The following is a 25,857-nucleotide window of genomic DNA, read 5'->3' as shown; positions in this document are numbered from 1 at the left end:
TGTATGAAATCGAATAATGATAAATCACAGTATTTACGTTTTTGCTTGACTTTAAGGCTTTTATTGCATATAATCAAAAATGATGTCTTTAGAAAAAGTGGGAGTTGACCATTAGAATATAAGGAGGTGGATATACATGAAAATGACATTCCAGCCAAAGAAAAGACAAAGAGCAAAAGTTCATGGATTTCGTTCAAGAATGAGCACAGCAGGCGGAAGAAAAGTTCTTGCGAACAGAAGATTAAAAGGAAGAAAGAAATTATCAGCGTAGGCCGCATATATGTGGCCTTTTCTTCTCTGAAAATTAGGAGATGGTATGCAGTATTCCGAGTCGTTGAAAAAGAATAAAGATTTTCAGAAGGTTTACAGGCAAGGAAAATCTTATGCCAACAAATATCTGGTGATGTACATTTTACAGAATGGGACGGAGCGAAACAGACTTGGAATTTCCGTCAGTAAAAAAGTTGGAAACAGTGTCGTAAGGCACAGGATCACCAGACTGGTAAGAGAAATCTACAGAAAAAATGAAACAGACGTCAAAAAAGGACTGGATATCGTAGTTCTGGCAAGAGTAAATGCAAAAGATAAAAGCTATAAAGAGATAGAAAGTTCTTTTTTTCATCTGGGTAATATTCATAAGATTATGAATGTGGAGTAGGTACTATGAAAAAGACATTATTGTGGATGATAGGATTTTACAGAAGGTATCTATCAGGAATAAAGGGAGGCTCTACCTGCATCTACTACCCGACCTGCTCGCAGTATGCGACAGAAGCCATTGAAAAGTATGGGGCTTTGAAAGGAAGCTTTCTTGCAGCCAAAAGGATTTTGAGATGTCACCCCTTTGCAAAGGGAGGATATGATCCGGTTCCATAAATAAAAATATGCGGAGGAAAACAGAATGTCGTTAAGTTTATTAAGCGCTGCAAACTGGCCTATCATAGGGCAGCTTTGCTGGCTGTTGGGTAAGGTGATGAACTTTATCTATACAAGTTTGGATAATATCCTTCCAAGTGATACAGGATTGGTAGGATTATCAATTATCATATATACCATTCTGGTATATACATTGATGTTGCCGTTGACGATCAAGCAACAGAGAACGTCAAAAATGTCTTCTGTCATGAATCCGGAGATTCAGGCGATTCAGAAAAAGTATAAAAATAAACGGGATCAGGCTTCCATGATGAAGCAGCAGGAAGAGATGCGTCAGGTTTATGACAAATATGGAACTTCCATGGCGGGAGGATGCCTTCCTCTTTTGATCCAGATGCCATTCCTGTTTGCCCTGTATCCGGTTATTTATAATATTCAGGATTATGTACCGTCTATTTCAACGGAAGCAAATAGATTTCTTACTATCCCGAATCTGACAGTGGCTCCTATTGCAATGATAAAGAGCCATCCTTCTGTGGTGGTCATCATAACGGCAATTCTTCTTCCACTTATTTCGGGAGTGACTCAGTATTTCAGTATTAAGCTGTCTCAGTCTATTTCAGGACAGGGAATGGAAGATAATCCGATGGCAGGTACAATGAAAACAATGAATATGACAATGCCTCTGTTTTCTGTATTCATGGTATTTACCTTGCCTACCGGTATTGGTCTTTACTGGATCGTCAGTGCTATTGTGCGTTGTGTACAGCAGATTTTTATTAACAGACATTTATCCAGTATTTCTGTAGAGGATCTGATTGAAAAAAATAAAGAGAAGGCAGAAAGAAAAAGAGAAAGAAGAGGAGAAAGAGCCGGAAAGATCAATGAAATGGCTCAGAGAAATACGAAGAGTATGAGAGAAACCGCTTCGAAGAGTACTTCTTCTCTGGAAATAGATACGAAAGCAGGTGCTTCTTCAGATAAAGCGAAGGAAGGAAGCCTTTCCAGTAAAGCAAACATGGTTAAGAAATTTAACGAAAATAATTAGGAGGCATTTACGATGGAATATATTACTGTATCAGCAAAAAATGTCGATGATGCGATCACAGAAGCTTTGGTAGAACTGGGGATCACCAGTGATCAGCTGGATTATGAGATCATTGAAAAAGGAAGCGCAGGTTTCTTTGGAATAGGCATGAAGCAGGCAGTGATAAAAGCCCGCAAGAAAACAAGTCCAAAAAAGAATTTGGAGAAAGAAAAGAAAGAATCCTCCTTTCAGAAGAAATCGTTTGAAAAGCCGGAGAAAAAAGAAAGAAAAAAGGAATCCTTCCAAAAGGAAACCGTAGGAGAAAGCAAAGAAGAAAAAGAAACAGCTGCAAAAAAACAGCCGGAAAAAGAACCGGAGCTGGCTCCGGTGGAAGCAAAAACAATAGAAGCTTGTGAAACATTCATAAAAGATGTTTTGGAAGCCATGGGCATGAAAGAGACAAGCGTAACTTCTTCGATAGACGAAGAGGGAGCACTGGCGATTGAAGTAGCGGGAGAAGGCATGGGCGTTCTTATCGGAAAAAGAGGACAGACTCTGGATTCCATCCAATATCTAGCAAACAGAGTTGCGAACAAAGAGCAGGAAAGCTATGTAAGAGTGAAATTGGACACAGAGGACTACAGAAGAAGAAGAAAAGAAACGCTGGAGCATCTTGCGAAAAATATTGCAGGAAAGGTAAAAAGGACAAGAAGGAAAGTGATCCTGGAACCGATGAATCCATATGAGAGAAGGATCATTCATTCTGCTCTTCAGGGGGATCCGGCTATCACAACTCACAGTGAAGGGGAAGAACCTTATAGGAAAGTGGTTGTAACTTTATCAAGAAAATAAAGAGGACAGAAATAGGGGTGGAGTGTGAAGCCCCTATTTTTTTCCATATAAACAGAGGTTAAAACATATGGAAAATCAGTACGAAAAGACGATTGCGGCTGTGGCGACGGCCATGAGCGATTCAGGAATTGGAATCGTGAGAATAAGCGGAGCACAGGCTTTTGAAATTGCAGATCGTATTTACAGGGGAAAAAAAGAAAAAAAGCTGTCTTCTCAGCCGTCTCATACCATACATTACGGATATGTGGCAGATCAAGAGGAATTGGTGGATGAGGTTCTGGTAATGCTCATGAGAGCGCCTCATACCTTTACAGGGGAGGACACAGTAGAATTCAATTGCCATGGGGGCGTCTATGTGGTACAAAGAGTATTGGAGCTTCTGCTGAAAAATGGAGCTTCTGCTGCTGAGCCGGGAGAATTTACAAAAAGAGCCTTTTTAAACGGAAAAATAGATCTGTCTCAGGCAGAATCTGTGGGAGATATGATCGCCGCAAGAAACGAATATGCTTTAAAAAATTCTATGCGCCAGATGCTGGGAGAGTTGGGATGCAGAACAAAAGAATTAAGGGGAAGGATCATTCATGAAATTGCTTTTATAGAGACGGCTCTGGATGATCCGGAACACATCAGCATAGAAGGTTACCAAGAACAATTAAGAGAAACGACAAAAAAAATAAAAAAAGAAATAAATAAATTACTAAAAACCTGGGATAATGGGAGAATCATAAAAGAAGGGATCAAAACAGTCATCTTGGGAAAACCAAATGCAGGAAAATCTTCTTTTTTAAATGCTTTGACAAGAAGAGAGTCTGCCATTGTTACAGATGTTGAAGGGACTACAAGAGATGTGATCAGAGAGGAAATCAATCTTCAGGGGATCACTTTACATGTCATGGATACGGCAGGTATCAGAAACACGGCAGATGCAGTGGAAAAAATAGGAGTAGAGAAGGCAAAGGAACTGGCAGAAGAGGCGGATCTGATCATATACATTGCAGATGCTTCCAGGCTTCTAAATGAAAGTGATAAAGAAATCGCAGAAATCTGTAGGGAAAAGAAAGTTCTGGTTCTTCTGAATAAGACGGATCTAGAAAGCAGGATCAATGAGAAAGATATAAGATTGTTATTTACAGAACATATTTCCGTCATTTCCATTTCTGCACAAAACCGCACAGGGATAGAAGAAGTAGAAGAAGAAATAAAAAAGATTTTTTTTAGAGGAGAACTTTCTTTTAATAACGAAGTGTATCTGACAAATGCAAGACAGAAAGAAGCATTAAGAGAAGCAGAAGAGGCTTTAAGCCGGGTAGAAGAAAGTATTTATGCCGGATTGGCGGAGGATTTCTATTCTATCGATCTTATGGAGGCCTGCGATGCCTTAGGAAAAATTACAGGAGAAACAACAGGAGAGGATGTCATTCATGAAATTTTCAGCAAGTTCTGCATGGGAAAATAGAGAAAAGTATGATGTGATCGTGTTGGGAGCAGGGCATGCAGGGTGTGAAGCAGCGCTTGCTTCTGCGAGATTGGGACAGAAGACGCTGATATTTACTGTAAATATTGAAAGTATTGCAATGATGCCGTGTAACCCAAATATAGGAGGAAGTTCAAAGGGACATCTGGTGAAAGAAATCGATGCGCTGGGCGGAGAAATGGGACGCGTGATCGATCAGACATTTATTCAATCTAAAATGTTGAATAAATCAAAGGGTCCGGCAGTACATTCCTTGCGGGCACAGGCAGACAAAGAGCAGTATACCAGAAAGATGAGCCGCGTTTTGGAAAATCAGGAAGGTTTGGATATCAGGCAGGATGAAGTGGTAAACATCCTTGTGGGGGATGGAAAAGTGACGGGAGTACAGACCTGTTCCGGCACCGTTTATTCCTGCAAAGCAGTGATTTTATGTACAGGAACTTATCTGAGAGCAAGATGTATCTACGGAGATGTGAGCAAAAATACCGGACCCAATGGCCTTTCTGCAGCAAATGAATTATCAGAATGTTTGATGGAATTGGGAATTTCCATGAGACGTTACAAAACGGGTACGCCGGCCAGGATCGACAGACGTTCAGTGGATTTTTCAAAAATGGAAGAACAAAAAGGAGACGACAGAATCGTGCCGTTTTCTTTTGGAACAGATCCGAAGGAGATACAAATTCCCCAGGTATCCTGCTGGCTGACCTATACAAATGAGAAGACGCATGAAATCATACGGAAAAATTTAGACAGGTCTCCCCTATTTTCAGGAATGATTGAGGGGACCGGACCCAGATACTGTCCTTCCATAGAAGATAAGGTCATGAAGTTTGCAGATAAAAACAGACATCAGGTATTTATTGAGCCGGAAGGACTGGAAACAAATGAAATGTATATAGGGGGAATGTCCAGTTCCTTGCCGGAAGATGTGCAGTATGAAATGTACCGGACAGTTCCCGGACTAGAGCAGGTAAAAATCATACGGAATGCGTATGCCATTGAATATGATTGTATTGATGCCAGACAGCTAAGACCAACATTAGAATTTAAGCAGATAGAGGGTCTTTACAGCGCAGGGCAGATGAATGGAAGTTCGGGGTATGAAGAAGCTGCGGCACAGGGGATCATGGCAGGGATCAATGCGGTGAGAAAAATTCAGGGAAAAGAAGAATTTGTGCTGGATCGATCGGAGGCCTATATCGGAGTACTGATTGACGATCTGGTGACGAAAGAGAGTCATGAGCCGTATCGTATGATGACATCCAGAGCAGAATACAGGCTGCTGTTAAGGCAGGATAACGCAGACCAGCGCCTGACAGAAAAAGGGTATAAGCTGGGACTTATCAGTGAAAAACGGTATCAGAGCCTGAAACAAAAGGAACAGTGGATCGAGGAGGAAGTAAAAAGGCTGAGATCCACACATGTGGGAACGTCGCCAAAGGTACAGAAGCTTTTGGAACAGAATAACAGCACACCCCTTTCTTCCGGTATTACGTTAGCAGAATTGATACGAAGACCGGAATTGTCCTATGACAGCCTGAAGGAAATTGATGAGAAAAGACCGGAACTGCCGCAAAGATATGCAGAGGAAATAAAGGAGCAGGTAGATATTTTCATCAAGTATGAAGGATACATTCTAAGACAGAAAAAACAGGTGGAGCAGTTTAAAAAACTGGAACAGAAAAAAATCCCGCAGAACATAGATTATGACCAGGTAAAGAGTCTGAGATTGGAAGGACGACAAAAACTGAAAGAATACAGACCGGAATCAATTGGACAGGCATCCCGGATCTCCGGAATTTCTCCGGCAGACATTTCAGTCCTTCTTATTTACTTAAATGGAGCGAAAAAAGAATAAAAATGATAAATTTTCTGAATAATAAAATAAATAAGTTAAATATAGAGATAAATAAAGAAAAAGAAATGAAATTCATTCGATTTTATCAGCTTTTGATCGAGTGGAATGGAAAAATGAATCTGACAGGAATCACAGATTTTGAAGAAGTGGTAGAAAAACATTTTGTAGACAGCCTGAGTATTGTAAAGGTAACGGACCTGAAAAAGATAAATAATCTGGTAGATATAGGAACTGGTGCAGGATTTCCCGGTATCCCGATTAAAATTATGTTTCCTCATGTGAAAGTTACCCTGTTAGACTCTCTTAATAAGCGAATTCAGTTTTTAAATACAGTCATAGAAGAACTGGGATTACATGAAATAGAAACGCTGCATGGAAGAGCGGAAGATTTTGCAAAAAAGAAAGAATATCGCGAGCAGTACGATCTGTGCGTATCCAGAGCAGTAGCAAATCTTTCCACTTTAAGTGAATATTGTATTCCCTTTGTACGGGAAGGAGGGGCCTTTATTTCCTACAAAGCAGGAGATTCTAAAAAGGAGATAGAAGAGTCAAGAAAGGCAGTAAAAATTCTGGGGGGAAAAATTCAGTCTGTTCATGAATTCCAGCTTCCGGAGACGGAAATCAACAGAACATTGGTCACTATATTAAAAGAGCATCCCACAGCAAAAAAATATCCGAGAAAAGCAGGAATACCTACAAAAGAACCCATAAAATAAAGAAAAAGTAGGTTTTACTATAGACATAGTAAAATGTACAGGCATCAGAAAGAATAGAGCACCTGTGAAAACCAGAAGAATAAAAAAATAAAAGCAAAGATAAAAAACAAATATATGCAAATTATGAAAAATAGAATGATAGAATGTTTCACGTGAAACATTCTATCATTCTATTACAAACTAAATAAAAACAGACCATAATCACATATTTTTAATGTTTCACGTGAAACATTACTGGATTCACAAGGGAAAAGGTGTTATACTGGAACTACGCACAAAAAAGAAAGGATGGTTTCAAATGGGGAAAATTATAGCTGTTGCAAACCAAAAGGGAGGAGTAGGGAAAACGACGACTTCTATAAATTTAGCGGCATGCTTGGCAGAAAATAAAAAAAAGGTTCTTGCAATAGATATGGATCCACAGGGAAATCTTTCCAGTGGACTGGGAATAGAAAAATCCAATACAGAGAAAACCATCTACAACCTTATGATTGGCGAAATGACGGTAGAAGAAGTTATACACAAAAGTGTAATGGATAATTTGGATGTTATTCCATCTACAGTTAACCTATCTGCGGCAGAAATTGAATTAATTGGAATCAAGGACAAAGAGTTTATCGTAAAAAAAGAAGTAGAAAAGATAAAAGATCACTACGATTATGTGATTATAGACTGCCCTCCGTCGTTGAATATGTTGACGGTAAATGCTATGACAACAGCAGATTCGGTACTGGTGCCAATACAGTGCGAGTATTATGCTTTGGAGGGATTGAGCCAGTTGATCTATACGGTAGAGTTAGTAAAAGAAAGACTGAATCCGGCATTAGAAATAGAAGGAATTGTTTTCACTATGTATGATGCAAGAACAAATTTATCTCTTCAAGTAGTAGAAAATGTAAAAGAAAATTTAAATCAGACGATTTATCAAACGATTATTCCAAGAAATATACGTCTGGCAGAAGCCCCCAGCTATGGAATGCCTATCAACCAGTATGATCCAAGATCAGCAGGAGCAGAGAGCTATCGAAAGCTGGCAGACGAGGTAATCAAACACAATACAGACCAATAAAGATCAAAAAATAAAAGTCAAGAGTAAAACAAAAATAAAAGGCAACATGAGAGGTAAGGATAAAAACCAACAGCAAAACAAGAAGGAAAAACAAGAACAAAAGACAGTAGTAAAATAAGAAGGAAAAGCAGAAATAAAAAGCGGAAATAAACTAAGAACAGAACAAGCTTGAAAGAAATAAGAAACAGGCTGTCGGAAAATTTCCGACAAGCACCGGTCAGAAAAAAAGAAAAAGGATCTGCTAAAGGCAGACAGGGAGAAATCGATGGCGGTAAGAAAAAAAGGATTGGGAAAAGGATTGGATAGTTTGATTCCAAATACACGAAGTACTCAGGGAAAGAAAGAGGATGGAAAGAAACCTGAGGAAAAGGAAGAAAAAATGCCAGGAGAACAACTGGTAAAGATAACAAAGGTAGAACCAAACAGAGAACAGCCAAGAAAACATTTTGATGAGGATAGTCTGATGGAGCTAGAGGATTCTATCAGACAGTTTGGGGTATTGCAGCCCCTTTTGGTAAGAAAAAACAAGGATTATTATGAAATTATCGCGGGAGAGCGAAGATGGCGAGCTGCAAAGCGGGCAGGACTAAAGGAAGTTCCGGTAATCGTCAAAGATTTTTCAGAGCAGGAAATCCTGGAAATCGGATTGATTGAAAATATTCAGAGAGAAAACCTGAATCCGATAGAAGAAGCTATGGCCTACAAAAAGCTGATAGAGGAATTTCACTTAAAGCAGGACGAAGTAGCGGAAAGAGTTTCAAAAAGCAGAACAGTTGTGACAAACTCCATGCGACTGCTAAAACTGGATGAAAAAGTGCAGCAAATGATCATTGACGAAATGCTTACGACAGGACATGCAAGAGCGTTGCTTTCTCTGGAAAACAAGGAGGACCAGCAGATTCTTGCAAACCGCATTTTTGATGAAAAATTAAGTGTCAGGGATGTGGAAAAATTAATAAAAGAATGGAAGAATCCGAAGAAAAAGAAAGAAATTATAAAAGAGAAACATGCTTTTCTCTATGAAGATCTGGAAGAAAAAATGAAAAGCGTGATGGGAACCAAGGTTTCAATTCATTCAAAAAGTTCCGGTAAAGGAAAAATTGAAATCGAATACTATTCGGAAGAAGAACTAGAACATGTGTTCTATAAAATTATGAGTATAAAAAGAGGAGAGGAGTCATAATGGAGAGCAAATTTCTGAAAGCAATGGGAATCGATCCGGTGATCTTATTTGTGATCCTGCTGCTGCTTATCATTGGACTGTTTGCACTATATGTAAATGTTATGATGAAATACAATCGGTTGAAAAGCAGCTACAGCACTTTCATGAAAGGGAAAGACGGAAAAGCACTGGAAGAAAGCATGAAAGAAAAGTTCGAGGAGCTGGAACTGGTTTTGAAGGTAGTGAAGCAGAACCGACAGGATATCCGTGAGATCAACAAGAGAGAGAACAGCAGCTATCAAAAGCTTGGAGTGGTAAAATACGACGCATTTAATGAAATGGGCGGAAAGCTCAGCTTTGCGATCTCCATGCTGGATGGAAATCACAATGGATGGGTCATGAATGCCATGCATAGCCGGGAAGGATGTTACACCTATATCAAAGAGGTTGTAAAAGGGGAAAGTTATGTAGAACTGTCTGAAGAAGAGGCAGAGGCATTAGACAAGGCGATTTTCAGCGATGGATATGAACTGGAAGCGAAAAAACAATAAGAAGGATCATAGAAAGAACAAAGGAGGAAAAAAATATGTTAGACATTAAGTTTGTCAGAAGCAACCCGGAGACAGTGAAGGAAAATATCAGGAAGAAATTCCAGGAGGAAAAGCTGGTTCTGGTAGATGAAGTTTTAGAACTGGACAAAAGAAACCGGGAAATTAAACAGGAAGTAGAAGTGCTTCGGGCGGATAAAAATAAGATTTCCAAAGAAATCGGCGGATGTATGGCAAGAGGGGAAAAAGAAGCGGCAGAACAATGGAAGCAAAAGGTACAGGAAAATGCAGACCGTATCGAGACGCTGTCTGCCGAAGAAAAAGAAGTAGAGCAGAAGATCAAAAAGATCATGATGACGATCCCAAACATTATTGACGCCAGCGTTCCCATAGGAAAGGACGATAGCGAAAACGTAGAAATTGAAAAGTTTGGAGAGCCTGTCGTACCGGCTTTTGAGATTCCTTATCACACAGAAATTATGGAAAGCTTTAAAGGGATCGACCTGGAAAGTGCGGGAAGAGTGGCAGGAAACGGATTTTACTATCTGATGGGAGATATTGCAAGACTGCATTCTGCCGTACTGTCTTACGCAAGAGATTTTATGATCGACAGAGGCTTCACCTACTGCATTCCGCCTTTCATGATCCGCAGCAATGTGGTAACAGGCGTTATGAGTTTTGCAGAGATGGATTCCATGATGTATAAAATCGAGGGAGAGGATCTGTACCTGATCGGAACCAGCGAGCATTCCATGATCGGAAAGTTTATTGATACGCTGCTGCCGGAGGAAGAGCTTCCGCAGAGCCTGACCAGCTATTCTCCCTGCTTCCGGAAGGAAAAAGGAGCGCATGGGATCGAGGAGAGAGGCGTTTACCGGATCCATCAGTTTGAAAAACAGGAAATGATCGTAGTATGTAAGCCAGAGGAAAGCATGGAGTGGTATGACAAATTGTGGCAGAATACAGTGGATCTGTTCCGCTCCATGGATATACCGGTACGCACGCTGGAGTGCTGCTCCGGAGACCTGGCAGATCTGAAGGTGAAATCCTGTGATGTGGAGGCGTGGTCTCCCCGTCAGAAAAAGTATTTTGAGATTGGAAGCTGCTCTAACCTGGGAGATGCGCAGGCAAGAAGACTGGGCATTCGCGTAAAGGGAGCAAAAGGAAAGTATTTTGCCCATACATTGAACAACACGGTGGCAGCACCTCCGAGAATGCTGATCGCATTTTTGGAAAACAATCTGCAGGAAGATGGAAGCGTAAAAATTCCGGAAGTCCTGCGCCCATATATGGGAGGAAAAGAAGTGCTGATCCCAAAAAAATAGGAGGACTATGCACCAATATTTAGAGGCAATCGGGTTTGAAACAAGTGGAAAAGACGGTTTGCCGGAAAAGCTGCTGCGGCAGACCGAACATATCTTTTCAGCGCATCACTGCGTTGCGGACGAAAATTTTTGTGAATATCAAAAAGAGTTTGGAGCGGGATTTGGGATTTCCTCTTTTGGGAGGACAGATGAAACCTATCACCGGGAATACTATGTGCCTTTTTTTGAAGGAACAGGAGAGACGGCCAGAGGAGAGATTTTTGCAGAAAGGCGACTGGATAAAGAAGCCTATATCGGAATCTGCGAAGATATGAGAGTGGGGATTAGCCTGATTTTTCACCTGCAAAATCTTATTTTCCTTAAAAATAGAAGACTTCTCTCCAAAAAGGAAATTCCCTGCAGATCCGTAACCTTATCCGGCCTTTGCAGGGAAGGGACTATTTTGTTGCCGGTAAGCAAGGATTCCGGACAGAGGCAGAGGCAGCAAAAAGAAGCGACCGACAGAACATCCCTGATGCAGGCGGCAAGAAGTGGAGATACCACCGCCATTGAACATCTCACAAAGGAAGAGTGGAATACATATACGTTAATGTCAAAGCGGCTGATGAAGGAAGACGTCTACAGCATTGTAGATACTTATATCATGCCCTACGGGCTGGAATGCGATCAATATTCTATTCTGGGGGAGATTCGAAACTTTTTGGAAGTAGAGAATGAAAGTACGGGAGTAGTTCTGTATATTTTGCAGGTAGAAGTGAATGGCTTGATCTTCGATGTCTGTGTTCCCAAAAAGCACGTATTGGGAGAGCCGCAGGCAGGACGCAGATTGAAAGCGATTATATGGCTGCAGGGAAGAATAAACTTTGACAGTTGAGTAGATTTGCAGTATAATAGGAAGGCATTATAGCTTTCTTATTTAGGTTCCCTTAGTTAAATGGATATAACAAGCGCCTCCTAAGGGCTAGGTGGAACAAACGCCTTTTGATATGATAACTAGATAAAATTGAATAGATTTTTAAGAATGTCCCAGTACCTCAGCAGGATAGAGGGTTCGCCTCCTAAGAATATGTTATAACGACCGCCTTTTGAAGAAAAGTGATTGACAATGAGTTAATCTAAGCCTAAAATTGAATAGATTTCAAAGATGTTTCCGTAGCTCAGCTGGATAGAGCGACCGCCTCCTAAGCGGTAGGTCGGGTGTTCGAATCACCTCGGGAACGCCAAAAACTCCGCCGGAAAACCCAGTAAAATCAAGGGTTTCCGGCGTTTTTTCATTTTTTCGGTAAAAGAGAAAAATCGTGAAATTCATAGATTTTCATTAGCAAATCTTCCGCCAGCTAATGGAAATTAGGACTAATGTCGTCCGCCTTTCAGGTGGACGGCTTGCTAATAAAAATTAGCAAAAAAATCACCGTTTTGCTAATGAAAATGCCCTCTCTGCTAATGGCAGAAAAATTCGAGTAAAATTTCTGCTAATGGAAAAGGCGGTCGTTACCCTGTTAATTCGTTTATTCAGGGGTGGTCAAGCAGCAATCGCACACTACCTCTTTGTCCTTTCCTATTATATAATTGCGGTAACAGGAGGTGGTTGTTTTGAAAGAACAGAAATATCATTTATATCTTTCCGATGACGAATACAGCGAAGTGTTGCAATCACTTATCCGTTTGAAGAACAGCCTGATAGCACAAGGCAGATACACCGATGGAGTTGACGACGTTCTCTGCAAGGTGCTGTCTGCCAAGAAAAGGAAGTTCAAAATCAAATATATCTGAACACGAAAAGAGACCGCCTACACGATGTACCTGTTCAAGGATTCATCGATTTCAATTCATCTCGTTACCAACAGAGGCGGTCTCCAGCTTGGCGAAGTGGCCTCGGACGGTACTGAATGGAAGAAAAGGCTGACGGATTTTGGCGCAGGAGTTCAGGCTGAAAACTATAATGAATTTCTTTTTGATTATATTTCACCGGATTATAAAACCTTTGAGCCTAAGCCCTGCTGGGACAGTATGTATAAGTTCCCTGTGCTTGCCTGCAATCAGTATGTAACGGAATTTATGTTGGTCTCTTCGAAAACCGGACCCTACGATAAGGTGAAAAGTATTCAATTTAAAAATGGTGAAGCTGACGACTATCTGACTGAAAGTGACTCTGCTTTAGAGGGTACATATATTCACTTGAAATATGATTCGAAGGTTTTCACAGATGTTACTCTTAGTAAAGAGTTTATTTCAACTCTTGCTCAGGAAATGGCGTTATTATATGACCATGTCAGATTTGTTCTTCATATGCAGAATGAAGATAAAAGTTATATAGATGAAGAGTACTGTTATGCAGGTCTTGATGATTATATAAAAGAGACAACTGAATCTATTAACGATCCCTGCTCTACTTTCAGAATACATGAAAGCAAGGACGAGCCTTTAGGTCGTGAATATACTGCTTATGTCGGTGTAGCAGTTGCTTTTACCAAAGATAAACCGTCTGTACAGTGTTATTACAACGGTCACCGTCTTGAAAATGGCGGTGCTTTCCTCGATGAGCTTTATAAGTGCCTTCAGGAGCATATAAACTATATTTCAGAGAGAGCATGTAGCCATCCTTTACTTACATCACTTACCAAAAGAGAGCTTAAAAAGCATATCGCCACTGTGATAGATATAAAGACTATCGGGTGCATCCCCGACTGGAATGACGGCAGACGCACAGCTATCAATAACCGTATGTTTACTGACCTTGTGCGTGATATGTGTAACAAAGAAATAAGATATGCAATTTTCTCAGATGAAGATGCTGTTCTCGATCTGCTTGAGATAATCAGAGAAGAAAGATATTGCGACAGGGCAGGAGATAGCTTTATAAAGAAATTCGAAAGAGCTATTGAGGACTACGAAAACGGTGACGTTAAGGGTGCGTTTATCAATTGTATTATGACTGCTCCGAGGGATGAAGAGGGATTTGTGGACCTTACGCTTCCTATGTATAAAACAGCTTGTAGAACAGAGGTTTTGTACTATTATGTTCTTATGACTGATTATGCTAAGTTTATGATACCTGAAGTGTATAAAAGCCTTTGCAGATTATATACGGAAAGCATTTATGAAGATCTGCCGGAGTTCTTTGAGGTTGATGAGAGGTTTGAAAAAATATATAGGAATAAAGGCGGAATTTAATATTCCTGTATTGTTAGATAATGAAATTGTTGCAGATGTTTAATTTGAAATTTAGTGGGGTCTGTCAAATAAAAAGGATGGATAAGACACTAATGTGTTCTCAAAAATATGAGAAGATAATATGTAGAATCCTTTACTGAAAAGCTTATATTCAAACTGCTCAAAATGATCACTATTCTTCGTCTTCTAAAAAAGGAAAAGGTGGTGTCGATTCTTGCTGACATCACTTATCTAGACATCGAAAACTTATAGTATATGAATTAACTATAAATGCAGGTAGGTATCCTTTTATACAATTTTCAGAGCGTATTATTAAATTTCAAGTCAATAGTTTTTCACATAGATGTTCTGAAAGGAATAAGCTAAATGGGATTTCATTTAAACTAAAAATAAATATGTATAATATTGATTTTGTAACTTGAAAATGTTATAATAAAATACTTATTTGTTGTATTTTGCAATTATATTTCTCGAAAGGTATGATGATATGAAAAATAAAAACACAGTAATTATCACTGAAGAAATGATAAATTCGGACCCTTACGGTTATACATACAAAGAAATTTGTGATTGTGTTGGAGAAAAAAAAGCTCGAGCACTTATGCATGCTCTTTATAAAGAAAAGCCACAAAAGAAATATCAAACAATGAGCATTGATGATATATATAATGGCGGTGACACAAGAAAATACTCCTTCAAATTAAAGGATGGTTACTGCATTGAAACCGTTTGCATAAAGAGAAAAACTGGTGTAACTGTATGTGTTAGTACAATGGTAGGATGTCCCGTAGGTTGCATTTTTTGTGCATCTGGAAGTAATGGATTTATAAGAAATTTAACTCCTTCAGAAATTGTGCAACAAGTAACATTACTGAAGGAAAAAGTTAATCGAATTGTATATATGGGAATGGGGGAACCATTTTTTAATTATGATAATGTAATTAAGTCGATTCATATATTAAGAGATAGAAATGGGCTTAATTTCCCCACAGATGGAATCAATATTTCGACTGTAGGTCCTTTAGAGCAATTAAAAAAAATAAGGGAAGAGCATTTGAAGATACAACTCACCCTCTCTCTTCATGCAACAAATCAAAGAACAAGAGATATTATTATCCCCCACATGAAGGGTTATGATATAAATAAGATTGTTGAGGCAGTTTTATCATATTCTGAGAGACATAATAGAAAAGTTACAATTGCTTATTTATTAATTCCCGGACTAAATGACAAAGCAGCTGATGTAAGACAGTTGGGAAGATGGTTTCGTGAAAAAAATGTTTTAATAAATCTTTTACAATATAACGATACCGCAAATTGCAATATTAACAGGCCAAACAAACAACAATTAGTTGCATTTAAATTGCGACTTGAAGCGGCTGGTTTAGAAGTAAAAATGAGAGAATCACGAGGCAATAATATCAAAGCTGCATGCGGTCAGTTAGTTAGTAACACAAACAAAAAGAATAAACAAAACAGCTCAAAACCAACAGACTTTAATTCTCACAAATTTTCTAAGAATAAACAAAACAATAATAAGTCTTCTTCTACGCAAAAGAAAAATCTCTGTCCGAGATAAGTATTGGTGAATAAAAATATTCCTATAGGTAGGATAATTATCGACAAAGAAATTTTCTCTGGAGTGGGAAAAGCAGACCAAAGTATGCTATAATGCAATAAAATAGTTATACAAACTTGAATTTGAGGAGGTGATAAGATGACAGCATATATGAGATTAAGATAATACCGCGAGTTGTGTTGCGGTACATCCGTATTACATAACTCGCTTTCGGGCAAGAATGTAATAATGGAGGATGTCATGAATAAAATTATTAGATTTAATGACAGCGAAAAGCTTTTTCGTTGTCCAATATGTAAACGAAAGTTAAAGATGGTAGGCAATAGTTTGCTGTGTAGTAATAAGCATTGTTTCGATATTTCTAAATTAGGATATGTGAATTTTGCATTAAATCAAAAGCAATCTAAGCATTATAGCAGAACTTCTTTTGAAAGCAGAATGGATATTTTAGAAAAGGGATACTATTCACATATTCTTACGGAGATAACACATATATTGAGCAAGCTTGAAAACATAACAACTATTCTTGATGTCGGATGTGGTGAAGGATATTATTCTAGAAAAATCAAAGAACTATTTCAAGCAGATATAGTTGCTTTTGATATTTCAAAAGATGCCATTTCCCTTGCTTCAAAAAGAGACGGTAGTAAGTCTATAAAGTGGTTTGTGGGTGATTTGGAAAATATGCCAATTAGAGACCACTCAGTAGACTGTATACTGGACATATTTACACCAGCTAATTATTTGGAGTTCAATAGAGTTCTGACGGATAGCGGCTATATTGTAAAGGTTATTCCTGGGAATAAACATCTGATGGAGTTCAGAAACATTGCAAAAGAACATTTGAAAAATCAAGAGTATTCCAATGAGAATGTGATTAACTTATTCAAGAAGCAGTATTCTGTTATTTACCAAAAAAGAGTTTCAGAATCATATGAAATGCCGTTAGAGGATATTAAAATTTTTGCAGACATGACCCCACTGCTCTTCCATGTAGATAAAACTGAGATTGATTTCAAAAAGCTAAAAACTTTGACGATTGATGCAGAGATATTTGTGGGAAGTCTATAACGCTTGAAACTTTCAGTTTGACGGAGCAACAAATTCCAATTTGTTGAACTGAATAGCACATACTGACCGATAGGAACAAGGATGAAATATACCTTGTTCCTTTTCGTTTACCCAGGGCATTCATAGAAAATGAATAAACAGGTCAGTTATGCATACCAACACTTATCTCGGACAGAGACAAAGAAAAATGGTGCATACAATAAAAAACACAGACCTTCTCATATATAACACATTAAATAAAATGAAAAAATTAGAATTAATTGACATAAACAAATCATACGATACCAACGTTCCGGTTTTAAAAAATGTTTCTTTTTCTGTTGAGAACGGAGAGTTTTTGGTACTGCTGGGCCCATCGGGATGTGGTAAGTCAACTATCTTAAGCATTATTGCTGGCTTTGAAAAGCAAAATGATGGTAGTGTTATTATCGATGGAAGAAATTGTGATACAGTTTCTTGCCAAAACAGAGATATTGCGATGGTATTCCAAAATTACGCTTTATACCCAAATATGAATGTATAAAACAATATAGCTTTTCCATTGGTTAATAGGCGTGAAAAGAAAGAGGTGATAAAGGAAAAGGTAATAACTATATCAAAAATGTTGCAAATAGAAGACATTTTAGGAAAGAAGGTAGATAAAATTTCAGGTGACCAAAAGCAACGTGTTGCAATTGGTAGGGCCTTGGTTAGAAGCCCATCGCTTTTACTTTTAGATGAGCCATTATCAAATCTGGATGCACTTCTTCGCTCAGCGGTCTTTGATTGTTTAGACTTTGTTGGACAAACTGATATTGATACTTTCCCTATTTATTATCAGAATCGCTTTTATATTCATTCCATTTACCGCCGTAAATATGGTCTTCTACATAAGCTAACATACGATTATTCAGTACACAATAATATATAATTGCAAGCAGACTTCCAATAGTACCACAAAGATATGCTTCAACATTTTGAATTATCAGGGCTGCTATTAAAACAATCCAAGCAACGGTACAGGCAATAATTGTTGATATGTGTTCCTTACGCCATTTTTTCTTAAAGAACTCTTGCTTCTCTTTCAGTTCAAATGTACTTGCTTTCAGTGTTTCTCTAATATTTGATTCCGCCATTTCTTTATATTCCTCCGTGGTTAATTTTCTACCACTCAAGATTTCGTTAATGGTTAAACCATAAAGACGGCTAAGTTCCTCCAATATCTCTACGGGCGGCATATAAGTTCCGGTTTCCCACCTTGAAACAGTCTTATTTGTGACACCGAGTTTTTCTCCCAATTCAGCCTGTGTAAGTTTTTGTTCTTTGCGAAGCTCTGCAAGAAAGCTTCCCATCTTTACCATATCCATTTATCTTCCTCCACCTCTGTGATGGTATTAGTCTATCACTTAGCTCAGTAAATGTCTTTACCATAAACAGCGATTCCTTAAATCAATCAGAAAAAGCAAGTTATCGCTGAAAATGTTCACTACATACTAATATAATTTGCATTCAAGAAATCAGCAGGTTCAAGTTCTCCGTTCTGTTTACAACATATTGTAAATCAAAGTTATGAATATTTCTACCCGTCGTCTATTGACCTCAGTTACGAGGAAAATAGGCGGCTTTTTTTATTTTCAAAAAATTTTTCAAGAAATTTTTGAAAAACACCCCCCAAAAACGCTCTCCCATTTCAAACAAGTGAAGGGGTTAATTCCGAACCACGAAAACGGAAGCCTTTCACTTGTACTTTGACAACTGAATAAATCATTCACTAAGACTTTATTTCTGATGATTTTAGCCACCTTATCGGGTACGCCGTGACTTCTGCATTGCAGAACAGCGAGAACTCCCGGTATAAGTAAAAGGTTGCCCCTGTTACGGCGATGACAGTCAGAAGGATAATGATACTTCTCTACGGAGCTGGCGGAGTACCCGGCAGAGGTGAAATTCCTATGATACAGATTAGCAGTCTGTTCCTTAGTGACTTCCCGTGAGCTTATTGCTCGGCAAGGGGTGTTGAGAACAAATATTGCCCGACCGGTTAGGAAATGAGCCGGTCAAGTACATAGCCATACTGCGATGGCTATGAATTTTACGAAAGGAGGACGCACAAAGTGTCGAACTGCAAAACGATTGCTATATGCAATCAAAAAGGCGGAGTTGGAAAGACGACCACCACGGTAAACCTCGGCGTCGGTCTTGCAATGCAGGGAAAGAAAGTGCTGCTCATAGACGCAGACCCACAGGGCGACTTAACCACTTGTCTCGGTTGGCAGGATACAGACAACTTGGGTATCACGCTTGCAACGAAACTCACAGATGTCTTAAACGAAACGATGAATGACCCTACGGTCGGTATTCTGCACCACGACGAGGGTGTTGACCTTGTTCCGGCAAACCTTGAGCTTTCTGCAATGGAATTTAACCTTGTCAACGCAATGAGCAGAGAGACGGCATTGAGAAATTATCTCAGCGAAGTGAAGGACAAATATGACTATATCCTTATAGATTGTATGCCTTCCCTCGGAATGGTAACAATCAATGCTCTATCTGCGTCAGACAGCGTTATTATTCCTGTTCAGGCTCAGTATTTACCGGCAAAGGGTATGACGCAGCTTGTTCAGACCATTTCAAGAGTTAAGAAGCGTATCAATCCGAACTTGAAGATTGACGGTATGCTTCTCACTTTGGTGGATAGCCGTACCAACCTCGCCAAAAGCACGGTAGAAGCTCTGAGAGAGAACTTCGGTAGTCAAATCAAGATGTATCGAACATATATCCCGATTGCCGTAAAAGCCGCAGAGACTTCTTCCAAAGGCAAGAGCATTTTTGCCTACGAACCGGGCAGCACGGTGTCAAAGGCGTACACAGAATTTACAAAGGAGGTGTTAGCCGATGGCAGGAAGAAAGAGCGACTTCACTCTCACGAAGCTCGATGACTTATTCTCAACGCAGGAACAGAGAGATGAAGAAAAGCTTTCCAAAATCCGAGATATTCCCTTGACTGAGATTGACGATTTCCCCGACCACCCTTTTAAGGTGCGTGATGACGAGGATATGGCACAGCTCATTGAGAGTATCAAGGAACGAGGGGTAATCACACCGGCGACGGTAAGGCAGAAAGAGGACGGCAGATACGAACTCATATCGGGACACAGACGAAAGCGAGCCTGTGAGCTTGCCGGGTTTGATACTCTCCGCTGTGAGGTCGTTGAACTGAACCGAGACGAAGCCACGATTTTAATGGTTGAGAGCAACTATCAAAGGTCGCAAATACTTCCCTCTGAAAAAGCCTATGCCTACAAAATGCGTTTGGAAGCGATGAAAAGGCAAGCGGGCAGACCGAGCAAAGATAATTTAGTCCCAGTGGGACAAAATTTTTCAAGGGAAGAACTTGCAACTCAAAGTGGCGAAAGCCAAACGCAAATTCAGCGTTATATTCGCCTTACAAACCTTGTTCCCGAACTTTTGGATTATGTTGATGAGGGGCGAATAAAAATGCGACCGGCGGTTGAATTGTCTTTTCTCGATGAGGACAGTCAGCGTGATGTGGTTGATGAAATCGACCTGAACGACGCAACCCCGTCCCACGACCAAACAATCCGTATGCGAAGGTTCTTTGAGGAGGGCAAGCTCACAACCGAAGCAATCCAAGCGATTATGTCGGAGGAAAAACCAAACCAAAGGGAGAAAATTGTTTTGAGGGGCGACAGGGTTCGACAGCTTATCCCGAAGAACATTCCCATAAGCCAAACGGAGGATTTTGTGTGCAAGGCATTGGAGCATTACAACAAGTTTCTGCGAAGCAGAGCCGACCGTGACAGCCGATAGCCTTCCCCCTTTCTCACACTCTAACCCCTATATATACCGGCTATTAACCTGCTGAAAAAATATACTCTATCTCCCTTGAGTATATCTATCTCAATAACATATAGCTGTCTATTAAAGGGTTTGCACATTTGGAGCAAAAGCAAAATGTCTGCTACGATAAAAAGTTCAGCCAATCGCACCTTTGATGTTTTGACCGGTTTTGATTACGATTAAAGCAGAAAGGAGCGATGGATATGAAAAACAGGCTGATACCTTGTGTTCTTGCCTGCCTGATGATTTTCCTCGTAGGTTGTAACGGTAACACAGCCAAAGAAGCTGCACAGGAGATAACGAAAACGGAGACTTCTTTTCCGGCTGGTAATACCGAAACAAATTCTCAGGAAGATACGGCAAAAGAACCGGAAAGCACGGCAGTTCAGGAAGAAACACCGATTACGGCAGAAGAAAGCAAATCAACCGCTGAAAGTCAGACGGTTACGACGGTACAGACAAAACCGGCGGAAGAAAAAACGGCTGATACTCCTGCAACCGAAAAGCCAAAGGCAGAGCCACCGAAGCAGACAACCACGCAGGCTGAACCCGAAAAACAACCGGAACAGCCGAAAGAACAGACAACAGCCGAACAAAAGCCGGTTGAAAAGCCGACTGAAAAGCCGGCAGAACCGAAACCGACAGAGCCGCCCAAGCAGACATTCGATGTCAGCCCTTATGTTAGTTACGCAAAAGAGTATGCGGTAAGCATAGGGCTTTCTCTTGACAGCACGGCGACAGAATGTTGGGACAATCCCATATCCGCAAATCCTAACCGAAGCGGTATTAAGTCTGATATTGAAAGCAGACTGAACCGATACAAGAACAGCGAAGGTTTTACCGCTGTGTGGATATGGACAGAAAAGCTATCCGATACGGAGTACAACATCTATATCGGCTACTGCTAAAACAAAATAATTTTAAGCGGACGCACTGAGTAACATCGGTGCGTTTTTGCATTTCAGGGAGGAAAACGCAATGGTTAAAACAAAATTCAAGAAAGCCGTCTCGCTTATGTTGGCGGCGGTTATGAGCCTCACTGCTTTTATGGGCATTGGGGCAACGACAGCCTTTGCAGCCGTAGGCGAAAAAGCCGATGTGTACCTCGTCGATTATCCCCGAAGCGGAGATACCAATAACAACGGCGAATGGGGACACGGCAATCTCAACTATATGAACGGTTGGAAAGGCTTGTCCACGAAATATACGGGACTTCGTGCAATGGGTTCGTATTCGGGCAATATCGCCTACTGTATCGAGCCGGGTACAGGTCAGCGGACTGGAGATACTCTCACCGAAAAGGACGAGAACTTCTTCAACAACATCAGTCCGAACGGTACGATTTCCGGCGATGATATTCGCCTGCTTATCGGTCGTATCTTGCAGTACGGCTACCGTGGAGGAATTTCGACAAGCTGGAAGTCGCAGAATGAAAGCGACGCAAACTGTATCGCCCACGCTTATGCCACTCAGATTTTGATTTGGGAAACGATTGTCGGCGAAAGAGACGCAGGCTTCAATCACGTTTCTACGGGCGGGTACAATGCCGTGCTTGAATGTGTAAGCTCTGCACACCCTCTCCGCAGTAAAATCCTGTCTTACTACAACAGTATGGTAACAAGCGTTCAGTACCATACGAAAGTTCCGAGCTTCTGCACAAGGTCAAGCGGTTCTGCCAAGGTAAACGAGCTAGAATGGAACGGAAGCAAGTATGTTGCAACTCTCACCGATACAAACGGTGTGCTTGGCAACTACAACTTCTCGGCAAACATTGACGGCGTTTCGTTCTCTGTCAGCGGAAACAAATTGACTGTTTCGATGGAGAAAGCTCCGAGCAAGGAATTTACCATCACAGCCGCAAAAAAGAACGGTGTCCGCAGAGGTGTAGTTGTATGGACTGACGGTATCCATCAGAATGGCAACGGCATTCAGGATGTGGTCACTTATGCTCAGGAGGTCAGCGACCCTGTCAGCGGATTTGTCAAAATGAAGGTAAGCTACGGCTCTTGTCAGATTGTAAAGACAAGTGAGGACGGAAAGGTTGACGGTATTCAGTTTACCATCAGCGGTAACGGTGTCAATCAGACTGTAACAACCGCAAACGGCGGCAAATTCCAACTGGATAACCTTATGCCCGGTGTTTACACGGTAACAGAACAGTCTATCGACAAATATGTACCGCAGGAGGTTCACAGAGTTACTGTTGTTGCCGGTCAGGTGGCAAAGGTCAACTTCAATAATGTTCTCAAGAGAGGTAATCTTCAGGTTATCAAATCTTCGGAGGATAATCTGGTCGAGGGTGTAACTTTCCACCTTTACGGAACTTCGCTTGCGGGTATTACCGTAGATGAATATGCAGTGACAGATAAGAACGGTGTTGCTTCTTTCGATGATGTGCTTATAAGCGGCACTACCCCATACACCATTGAGGAAGTGGATACCGCAATCCGTTATGTTGTGCCTGCAAATCAGACCGCACCGATTAACTGGAAAGAAGTAACCACAAGAAACTTCACGAACATTCTCAAAAAGTTCAGCGTAACCGTAACAAAGAGCGACCGAGAGGAAGGCACACCGCAGGGCGACGCTACCCTTGCCGGAGCAGTTTACGGCATTTATAAGGGCGAAACCCTTGTGGACAAATATGTTACGGATAAGAACGGGCAGTTTACCACAAAGGAATATATCTGTGATGATGACTGGACAATCCGTGAAATCACGCCGTCCGAGGGTTATCTGCTCGACGGTACAATCCATAAGGTCGGTGCTGAACCGCAGCTTTATACGGTGGAACACAATCAGACCGCAAATGATGTTACCGAACAGGTTATGAAAGGCAATATCGCTATCATCAAGCATACCGATGACGGCGAAACAAAGATTGAAACACCGGAAAACGGTGCAACTTTTGAAATCTATCTGAAATCTTCCGGCAGCTTTGATTCAGCAGAGGAAGATGAAAGAGATGTAATTGTTTGTGATGAAAACGGCTTCGGTCAGACAAAGGATATGCCTTACGGCGTATATACCGTTCATCAGACCTCCGGTTGGGAGGGGCGTGAGTTAATGGACGACTTCGATGTGTTCATTTCTCAGAACGGACAGACCTACCGCTATCTTATTAACAACGCAAACTTTGAAAGCTATATCAAGGTTGTTAAGGTGGACGCAGAAAGCGGTAAAAACATTCCTTATGCCGGTGCTGGGTTCAAAATCTTTGACCCGGACGGCAATCAGGTAACAATGACTTTCACTTATCCTACTCCGACAACGATAGATATTTTCTACACTGATGCAAACGGACAGCTTGTTACACCGGAGAAACTGGAATACGGCAAGGGATATTCTCTTGTTGAGGTTCAGGCTCCTTACGGATATGTGCTTGACAGCACACCGGTGTACTTTGATGTGGCAGAGGAACATTCTTCCGATGAGGGTGGTATTACCGTGATTAAGGTCGATAAGCCTAATATGGCACAGAAAGGTACTGTCAGCATTGAAAAGACCGGCGAGGTATTCTCAGGGGTAAATATCTCCGGAGAGGAAAATGCCGATGTGATTTATCAGCCTGTCTATGAAGTGAAAGGTCTTGCAGGTGCGGTTTATGAGATTACCGCAGCAGAAGATATTATCACTCCTGACGGAACACTCCGTTATGCAAAGGGCGAGGTCGTAGATACTGTTACCACAGATGAAAACGGACTTGCAAAGAGTAAGGAGCTTTACCTCGGCAGATATACGGTAGTTGAAATTACCGCACCGGAGGGTATGGTTATCAACAAGGAAGCACACGAGGTCGAGCTTACCTACGCAGGTCAGGAAGTCGCCGTGACCGAAACGGCAACCAGCTTCGTAAACGAGAGACAAAAGGTTACGGTAAGTCTTGAAAAAGCTATCGAGAAGAACGACATCTTCAATATCGGCAACGGCGATGAAGTGAAGAACATCAGCTTCGGACTTTTCGCTGCTGAGGAACTTGTTTCAACAAGCGGTACTTCTATCCCGGCAGACGGTCTGATTGAGATTATCTCTCTTTCCGAAAACGGTAAGGCAACGCTGAAAACCGACCTTCCTTTTGGAAGCTACTATGTAAAGGAACTTGCAACTGATGAGCATTATATCCTTTCCGACAGCAAGTATCCGTTTACTTTCAGCTATGCGGGACAGGATACCGAAACTGTTGAGATTGCAGTCAATGACGGCAAGCCGATTGAAAACAAGCTCATTTACGGTTCTGTTTCCGGTAAGAAGATTACCGAAAACGGCGAAGCACTGGGAGGTGCTGTAATCGGTCTGTTTAAGGCTGATGAAACCGAATTTACAAAAGAAAATGCTTTGATGACTGCTACCTCCCAAAAAGACGGTAGCTTTTCTTTTGAGAAAGTACCGTATGGCAACTGGCTTGTAAGAGAAATCGAGCAGCCGGAGGGCTTCGTGCTTGATGAAACTTCTTATGAAGTTAAAATCTCCGAGGTCGCTCAGGTCATTGAGGTCGAAATCGTCAATGAGTATGTTCACGGCAATATCAAGTTGACTAAGGTCGATGAAGATTACCCGGACAACAAGCTGACAGGAGCGACCTTTGAGGTTTACAAAGATGTAAACGGCGATGGCAAACTGGACGACGGCGACGAGCTTATCGGTACACTCAACGAAACTTCTACGGGTATTTACGAGATGAAGGAGCTTCTTTACGGAAAATACCTTGTAAGAGAAACCAAAGCACCGGAGGGCTTTGAGCTTGATAAGGGTGTGTACTCTGTTTTCATTGAAAAAGATGAAACCACCTACGAGGTAGAAAACAAAGCCGGCGTCGGCTTTATTAACACGGCTATGAAAGGAAACCTGAAAATCGTTAAGACTTCCTCAGACGGTAAGGTTGAAGGCTTCACTTTCAGAGTTACGGGAGTAAACGGATACGACCGAAGCTTCACGACCGATAAGAACGGCGAAATCGTTATTGAGGGACTTCGTATCGGCGATTACACCGTTTCCGAGGTTCAGGATACTGTTTCTGCTTCCTATGTGCTTCCTGCGGATAAGATTGCAACAGTAAAGGTCGGCTCTACTACCGTTGTGGAAATGCACAATGAGCTGAGAGACACACCAAAGACCGGAGATAACAGCAATGTGGGCTTGTGGACGGCACTTGCGGGACTTTCTGCCCTCGGTATTGTCGGCACAGCCGTTGTTGCGTACAGAAAAAAGAAGAAGGAGGACAATGAGTAATGGACGCTAAAACAATCGTAGCAGTTGTATTAGTCGCCTTTATTATCGGCGGCT

The 25,857-nt window shown here is 40.9% G+C and carries 22 protein-coding genes, 1 tRNA gene and 1 pseudogene; 23 read left to right on the top strand and 1 reads right to left on the bottom strand.

The genetic code is table 11. The annotated features are described in order from the left end of the window. The first annotated feature begins 136 nt into the window (after positions 1-136). The 19 genes and pseudogenes from rpmH to FYJ34_RS13165 all read left to right on the top strand — a co-directional run bounded on the left by rpmH (position 137) and on the right by FYJ34_RS13165 (position 17,644). Positions 137-271: a 50S ribosomal protein L34 gene (rpmH, locus tag FYJ34_RS06550; RefSeq protein ID WP_154477151.1), complete on the top strand. Its 135-nt coding sequence runs from the start codon at positions 137-139 to the stop codon at positions 269-271. A 45-nt stretch (positions 272-316) separates the two neighbouring features. Further along, complete coding sequence (rnpA, locus tag FYJ34_RS06545; RefSeq protein WP_154477150.1) at positions 317-658, top strand: ribonuclease P protein component; 342 nt, start codon at positions 317-319, stop codon at positions 656-658. 5 nt (positions 659-663) lie between these two features. Then, complete coding sequence (gene yidD, locus FYJ34_RS06540; RefSeq protein ID WP_154477148.1) at positions 664-876, top strand: membrane protein insertion efficiency factor YidD; 213 nt, start codon at positions 664-666, stop codon at positions 874-876. A 25-nt stretch (positions 877-901) separates the two neighbouring features. Further along, the gene (locus tag FYJ34_RS06535) at positions 902-1,924 is read left to right on the top strand and encodes a YidC/Oxa1 family membrane protein insertase (RefSeq protein ID WP_154477147.1); all 1,023 of its coding nucleotides are present in this window, start codon (positions 902-904) and stop codon (positions 1,922-1,924) included. Positions 1,925-1,936: 12 nt separating this feature from the next. Then, positions 1,937-2,755 (top strand): RNA-binding cell elongation regulator Jag/EloR, encoded by an 819-nt coding sequence (gene jag / locus FYJ34_RS06530; RefSeq protein WP_154477145.1) that lies wholly within the window; start codon positions 1,937-1,939, stop codon positions 2,753-2,755. 67 nt (positions 2,756-2,822) lie between these two features. After that, positions 2,823-4,211 (top strand): tRNA uridine-5-carboxymethylaminomethyl(34) synthesis GTPase MnmE, encoded by a 1,389-nt coding sequence (mnmE, locus tag FYJ34_RS06525; protein ID WP_154477143.1) that lies wholly within the window; start codon positions 2,823-2,825, stop codon positions 4,209-4,211. Further along, positions 4,177-6,090: a tRNA uridine-5-carboxymethylaminomethyl(34) synthesis enzyme MnmG gene (gene mnmG / locus FYJ34_RS06520; RefSeq protein WP_154477141.1), complete on the top strand. Its 1,914-nt coding sequence runs from the start codon at positions 4,177-4,179 to the stop codon at positions 6,088-6,090. Before mnmE ends, mnmG begins: the two co-directional genes overlap by 35 nt. A gap of 2 nt (positions 6,091-6,092) precedes the next feature. After that, entirely contained in the window at positions 6,093-6,806 is a 714-nt protein-coding gene (rsmG, locus tag FYJ34_RS06515; protein WP_154477139.1) for a 16S rRNA (guanine(527)-N(7))-methyltransferase RsmG, read from the top strand. A 298-nt stretch (positions 6,807-7,104) separates the two neighbouring features. Next, a complete protein-coding gene (locus FYJ34_RS06510; RefSeq protein ID WP_154477138.1) occupies positions 7,105-7,875 on the top strand; it encodes a ParA family protein in 771 nt (256 codons plus the stop codon). Positions 7,876-8,140: 265 nt separating this feature from the next. Continuing rightward, positions 8,141-9,058, top strand: coding sequence for a ParB/RepB/Spo0J family partition protein (locus FYJ34_RS06505; RefSeq protein WP_154477136.1), 918 nt, complete (start codon positions 8,141-8,143; stop codon positions 9,056-9,058). Then, positions 9,058-9,588 (top strand): DUF4446 family protein, encoded by a 531-nt coding sequence (locus FYJ34_RS06500; protein ID WP_154477134.1) that lies wholly within the window; start codon positions 9,058-9,060, stop codon positions 9,586-9,588. The genes FYJ34_RS06505 and FYJ34_RS06500 overlap by 1 nt, the downstream gene beginning before the upstream one ends. Positions 9,589-9,623: 35 nt before the next feature. Beyond that, on the top strand, positions 9,624-10,910 hold the full coding sequence (serS, locus tag FYJ34_RS06495) for a serine--tRNA ligase (RefSeq protein WP_154477132.1): 1,287 nt from the start codon (positions 9,624-9,626) through the stop codon (positions 10,908-10,910). 7 nt (positions 10,911-10,917) lie between these two features. Beyond that, a complete protein-coding gene (locus tag FYJ34_RS06490; protein WP_154477130.1) occupies positions 10,918-11,784 on the top strand; it encodes a DUF3881 family protein in 867 nt (288 codons plus the stop codon). A gap of 272 nt (positions 11,785-12,056) precedes the next feature. Further along, positions 12,057-12,133 (top strand) — tRNA-Arg (locus FYJ34_RS06485). Between the two features lie 370 nt (positions 12,134-12,503). Further along, entirely contained in the window at positions 12,504-12,683 is a 180-nt protein-coding gene (locus FYJ34_RS06480; protein ID WP_154477128.1) for a hypothetical protein, read from the top strand. A gap of 24 nt (positions 12,684-12,707) precedes the next feature. Next, positions 12,708-14,084 (top strand): hypothetical protein, encoded by a 1,377-nt coding sequence (locus FYJ34_RS06475; protein ID WP_154477126.1) that lies wholly within the window; start codon positions 12,708-12,710, stop codon positions 14,082-14,084. A gap of 487 nt (positions 14,085-14,571) precedes the next feature. Continuing rightward, a complete protein-coding gene (locus tag FYJ34_RS06470) occupies positions 14,572-15,663 on the top strand; it encodes a radical SAM protein (RefSeq protein WP_154477124.1) in 1,092 nt (363 codons plus the stop codon). Positions 15,664-15,903: 240 nt separating this feature from the next. After that, entirely contained in the window at positions 15,904-16,734 is an 831-nt protein-coding gene (locus tag FYJ34_RS06465; protein ID WP_083655179.1) for a methyltransferase domain-containing protein, read from the top strand. 148 nt (positions 16,735-16,882) lie between these two features. Beyond that, a pseudogene (locus FYJ34_RS13165) lies at positions 16,883-17,644 on the top strand (ABC transporter ATP-binding protein). On the opposite strand, the gene FYJ34_RS06450 reads toward FYJ34_RS13165, so the two are convergent. Beyond that, the gene (locus FYJ34_RS06450; RefSeq protein ID WP_154477121.1) at positions 17,541-18,080 is read right to left on the bottom strand and encodes a helix-turn-helix transcriptional regulator; all 540 of its coding nucleotides are present in this window, start codon (positions 18,078-18,080) and stop codon (positions 17,541-17,543) included. The pseudogene FYJ34_RS13165 and the gene FYJ34_RS06450 sit on opposite strands and share 104 nt — an antisense overlap. 747 nt (positions 18,081-18,827) lie before the next feature. On the opposite strand from FYJ34_RS06450, the gene FYJ34_RS06445 reads away from it, so the two are divergent. From FYJ34_RS06445 to FYJ34_RS06430, 4 genes are all read left to right on the top strand, one after another. After that, positions 18,828-19,652, top strand: a complete 825-nt coding sequence (locus tag FYJ34_RS06445) for a ParA family protein (protein WP_044761249.1) — start codon at positions 18,828-18,830, stop codon at positions 19,650-19,652. Continuing rightward, positions 19,609-20,544, top strand: coding sequence for a ParB/RepB/Spo0J family partition protein (locus FYJ34_RS06440; RefSeq protein ID WP_154477120.1), 936 nt, complete (start codon positions 19,609-19,611; stop codon positions 20,542-20,544). Before FYJ34_RS06445 ends, FYJ34_RS06440 begins: the two co-directional genes overlap by 44 nt. Before the next feature lie 233 nt (positions 20,545-20,777). Continuing rightward, positions 20,778-21,482: a hypothetical protein gene (locus tag FYJ34_RS06435; RefSeq protein ID WP_154477119.1), complete on the top strand. Its 705-nt coding sequence runs from the start codon at positions 20,778-20,780 to the stop codon at positions 21,480-21,482. A 70-nt stretch (positions 21,483-21,552) separates the two neighbouring features. Beyond that, the gene (locus FYJ34_RS06430; RefSeq protein ID WP_154477118.1) at positions 21,553-25,803 is read left to right on the top strand and encodes a SpaA isopeptide-forming pilin-related protein; all 4,251 of its coding nucleotides are present in this window, start codon (positions 21,553-21,555) and stop codon (positions 25,801-25,803) included. The last annotated feature ends 54 nt before the right edge of the window (positions 25,804-25,857 follow it).

This window comes from Suipraeoptans intestinalis, from assembly GCF_009696485.1.
Lineage (GTDB): Bacteria > Bacillota > Clostridia > Lachnospirales > Lachnospiraceae > Suipraeoptans > Suipraeoptans intestinalis.
Note: the sequence above shows the minus strand (reverse complement) of the source record. Positions and strands in the feature narration are given on the sequence as shown.

What these genes read in the sequence shown, in the direction of transcription:
- yidD (WP_154477148.1), top strand. Translation starts at nt 664, where the DNA reads ATGAAAAAGACATTATTGTGGATGATAGGATTTTACAGAAGGTATCTA.
- serS (WP_154477132.1), top strand. Translation starts at nt 9,624, where the DNA reads ATGTTAGACATTAAGTTTGTCAGAAGCAACCCGGAGACAGTGAAGGAA.
- FYJ34_RS06470 (WP_154477124.1), top strand. Translation starts at nt 14,572, where the DNA reads ATGAAAAATAAAAACACAGTAATTATCACTGAAGAAATGATAAATTCG.
- rnpA (WP_154477150.1), top strand. Translation starts at nt 317, where the DNA reads ATGCAGTATTCCGAGTCGTTGAAAAAGAATAAAGATTTTCAGAAGGTT.
- rsmG (WP_154477139.1), top strand. Translation starts at nt 6,093, where the DNA reads ATGATAAATTTTCTGAATAATAAAATAAATAAGTTAAATATAGAGATA.
- rpmH (WP_154477151.1), top strand. Translation starts at nt 137, where the DNA reads ATGAAAATGACATTCCAGCCAAAGAAAAGACAAAGAGCAAAAGTTCAT.
- mnmG (WP_154477141.1), top strand. Translation starts at nt 4,177, where the DNA reads ATGAAATTTTCAGCAAGTTCTGCATGGGAAAATAGAGAAAAGTATGAT.
- FYJ34_RS06500 (WP_154477134.1), top strand. Translation starts at nt 9,058, where the DNA reads ATGGAGAGCAAATTTCTGAAAGCAATGGGAATCGATCCGGTGATCTTA.
- mnmE (WP_154477143.1), top strand. Translation starts at nt 2,823, where the DNA reads ATGGAAAATCAGTACGAAAAGACGATTGCGGCTGTGGCGACGGCCATG.
- FYJ34_RS06475 (WP_154477126.1), top strand. Translation starts at nt 12,708, where the DNA reads ATGTACCTGTTCAAGGATTCATCGATTTCAATTCATCTCGTTACCAAC.
- FYJ34_RS06465 (WP_083655179.1), top strand. Translation starts at nt 15,904, where the DNA reads ATGAATAAAATTATTAGATTTAATGACAGCGAAAAGCTTTTTCGTTGT.
- jag (WP_154477145.1), top strand. Translation starts at nt 1,937, where the DNA reads ATGGAATATATTACTGTATCAGCAAAAAATGTCGATGATGCGATCACA.
- FYJ34_RS06490 (WP_154477130.1), top strand. Translation starts at nt 10,918, where the DNA reads ATGCACCAATATTTAGAGGCAATCGGGTTTGAAACAAGTGGAAAAGAC.
- FYJ34_RS06430 (WP_154477118.1), top strand. Translation starts at nt 21,553, where the DNA reads ATGGTTAAAACAAAATTCAAGAAAGCCGTCTCGCTTATGTTGGCGGCG.
- FYJ34_RS06450 (WP_154477121.1), bottom strand. Translation starts at nt 18,080, where the DNA reads ATGGATATGGTAAAGATGGGAAGCTTTCTTGCAGAGCTTCGCAAAGAA.
- FYJ34_RS06535 (WP_154477147.1), top strand. Translation starts at nt 902, where the DNA reads ATGTCGTTAAGTTTATTAAGCGCTGCAAACTGGCCTATCATAGGGCAG.
- FYJ34_RS06435 (WP_154477119.1), top strand. Translation starts at nt 20,778, where the DNA reads ATGAAAAACAGGCTGATACCTTGTGTTCTTGCCTGCCTGATGATTTTC.
- FYJ34_RS06505 (WP_154477136.1), top strand. Translation starts at nt 8,141, where the DNA reads ATGGCGGTAAGAAAAAAAGGATTGGGAAAAGGATTGGATAGTTTGATT.
- FYJ34_RS06510 (WP_154477138.1), top strand. Translation starts at nt 7,105, where the DNA reads ATGGGGAAAATTATAGCTGTTGCAAACCAAAAGGGAGGAGTAGGGAAA.
- FYJ34_RS06440 (WP_154477120.1), top strand. Translation starts at nt 19,609, where the DNA reads ATGGCAGGAAGAAAGAGCGACTTCACTCTCACGAAGCTCGATGACTTA.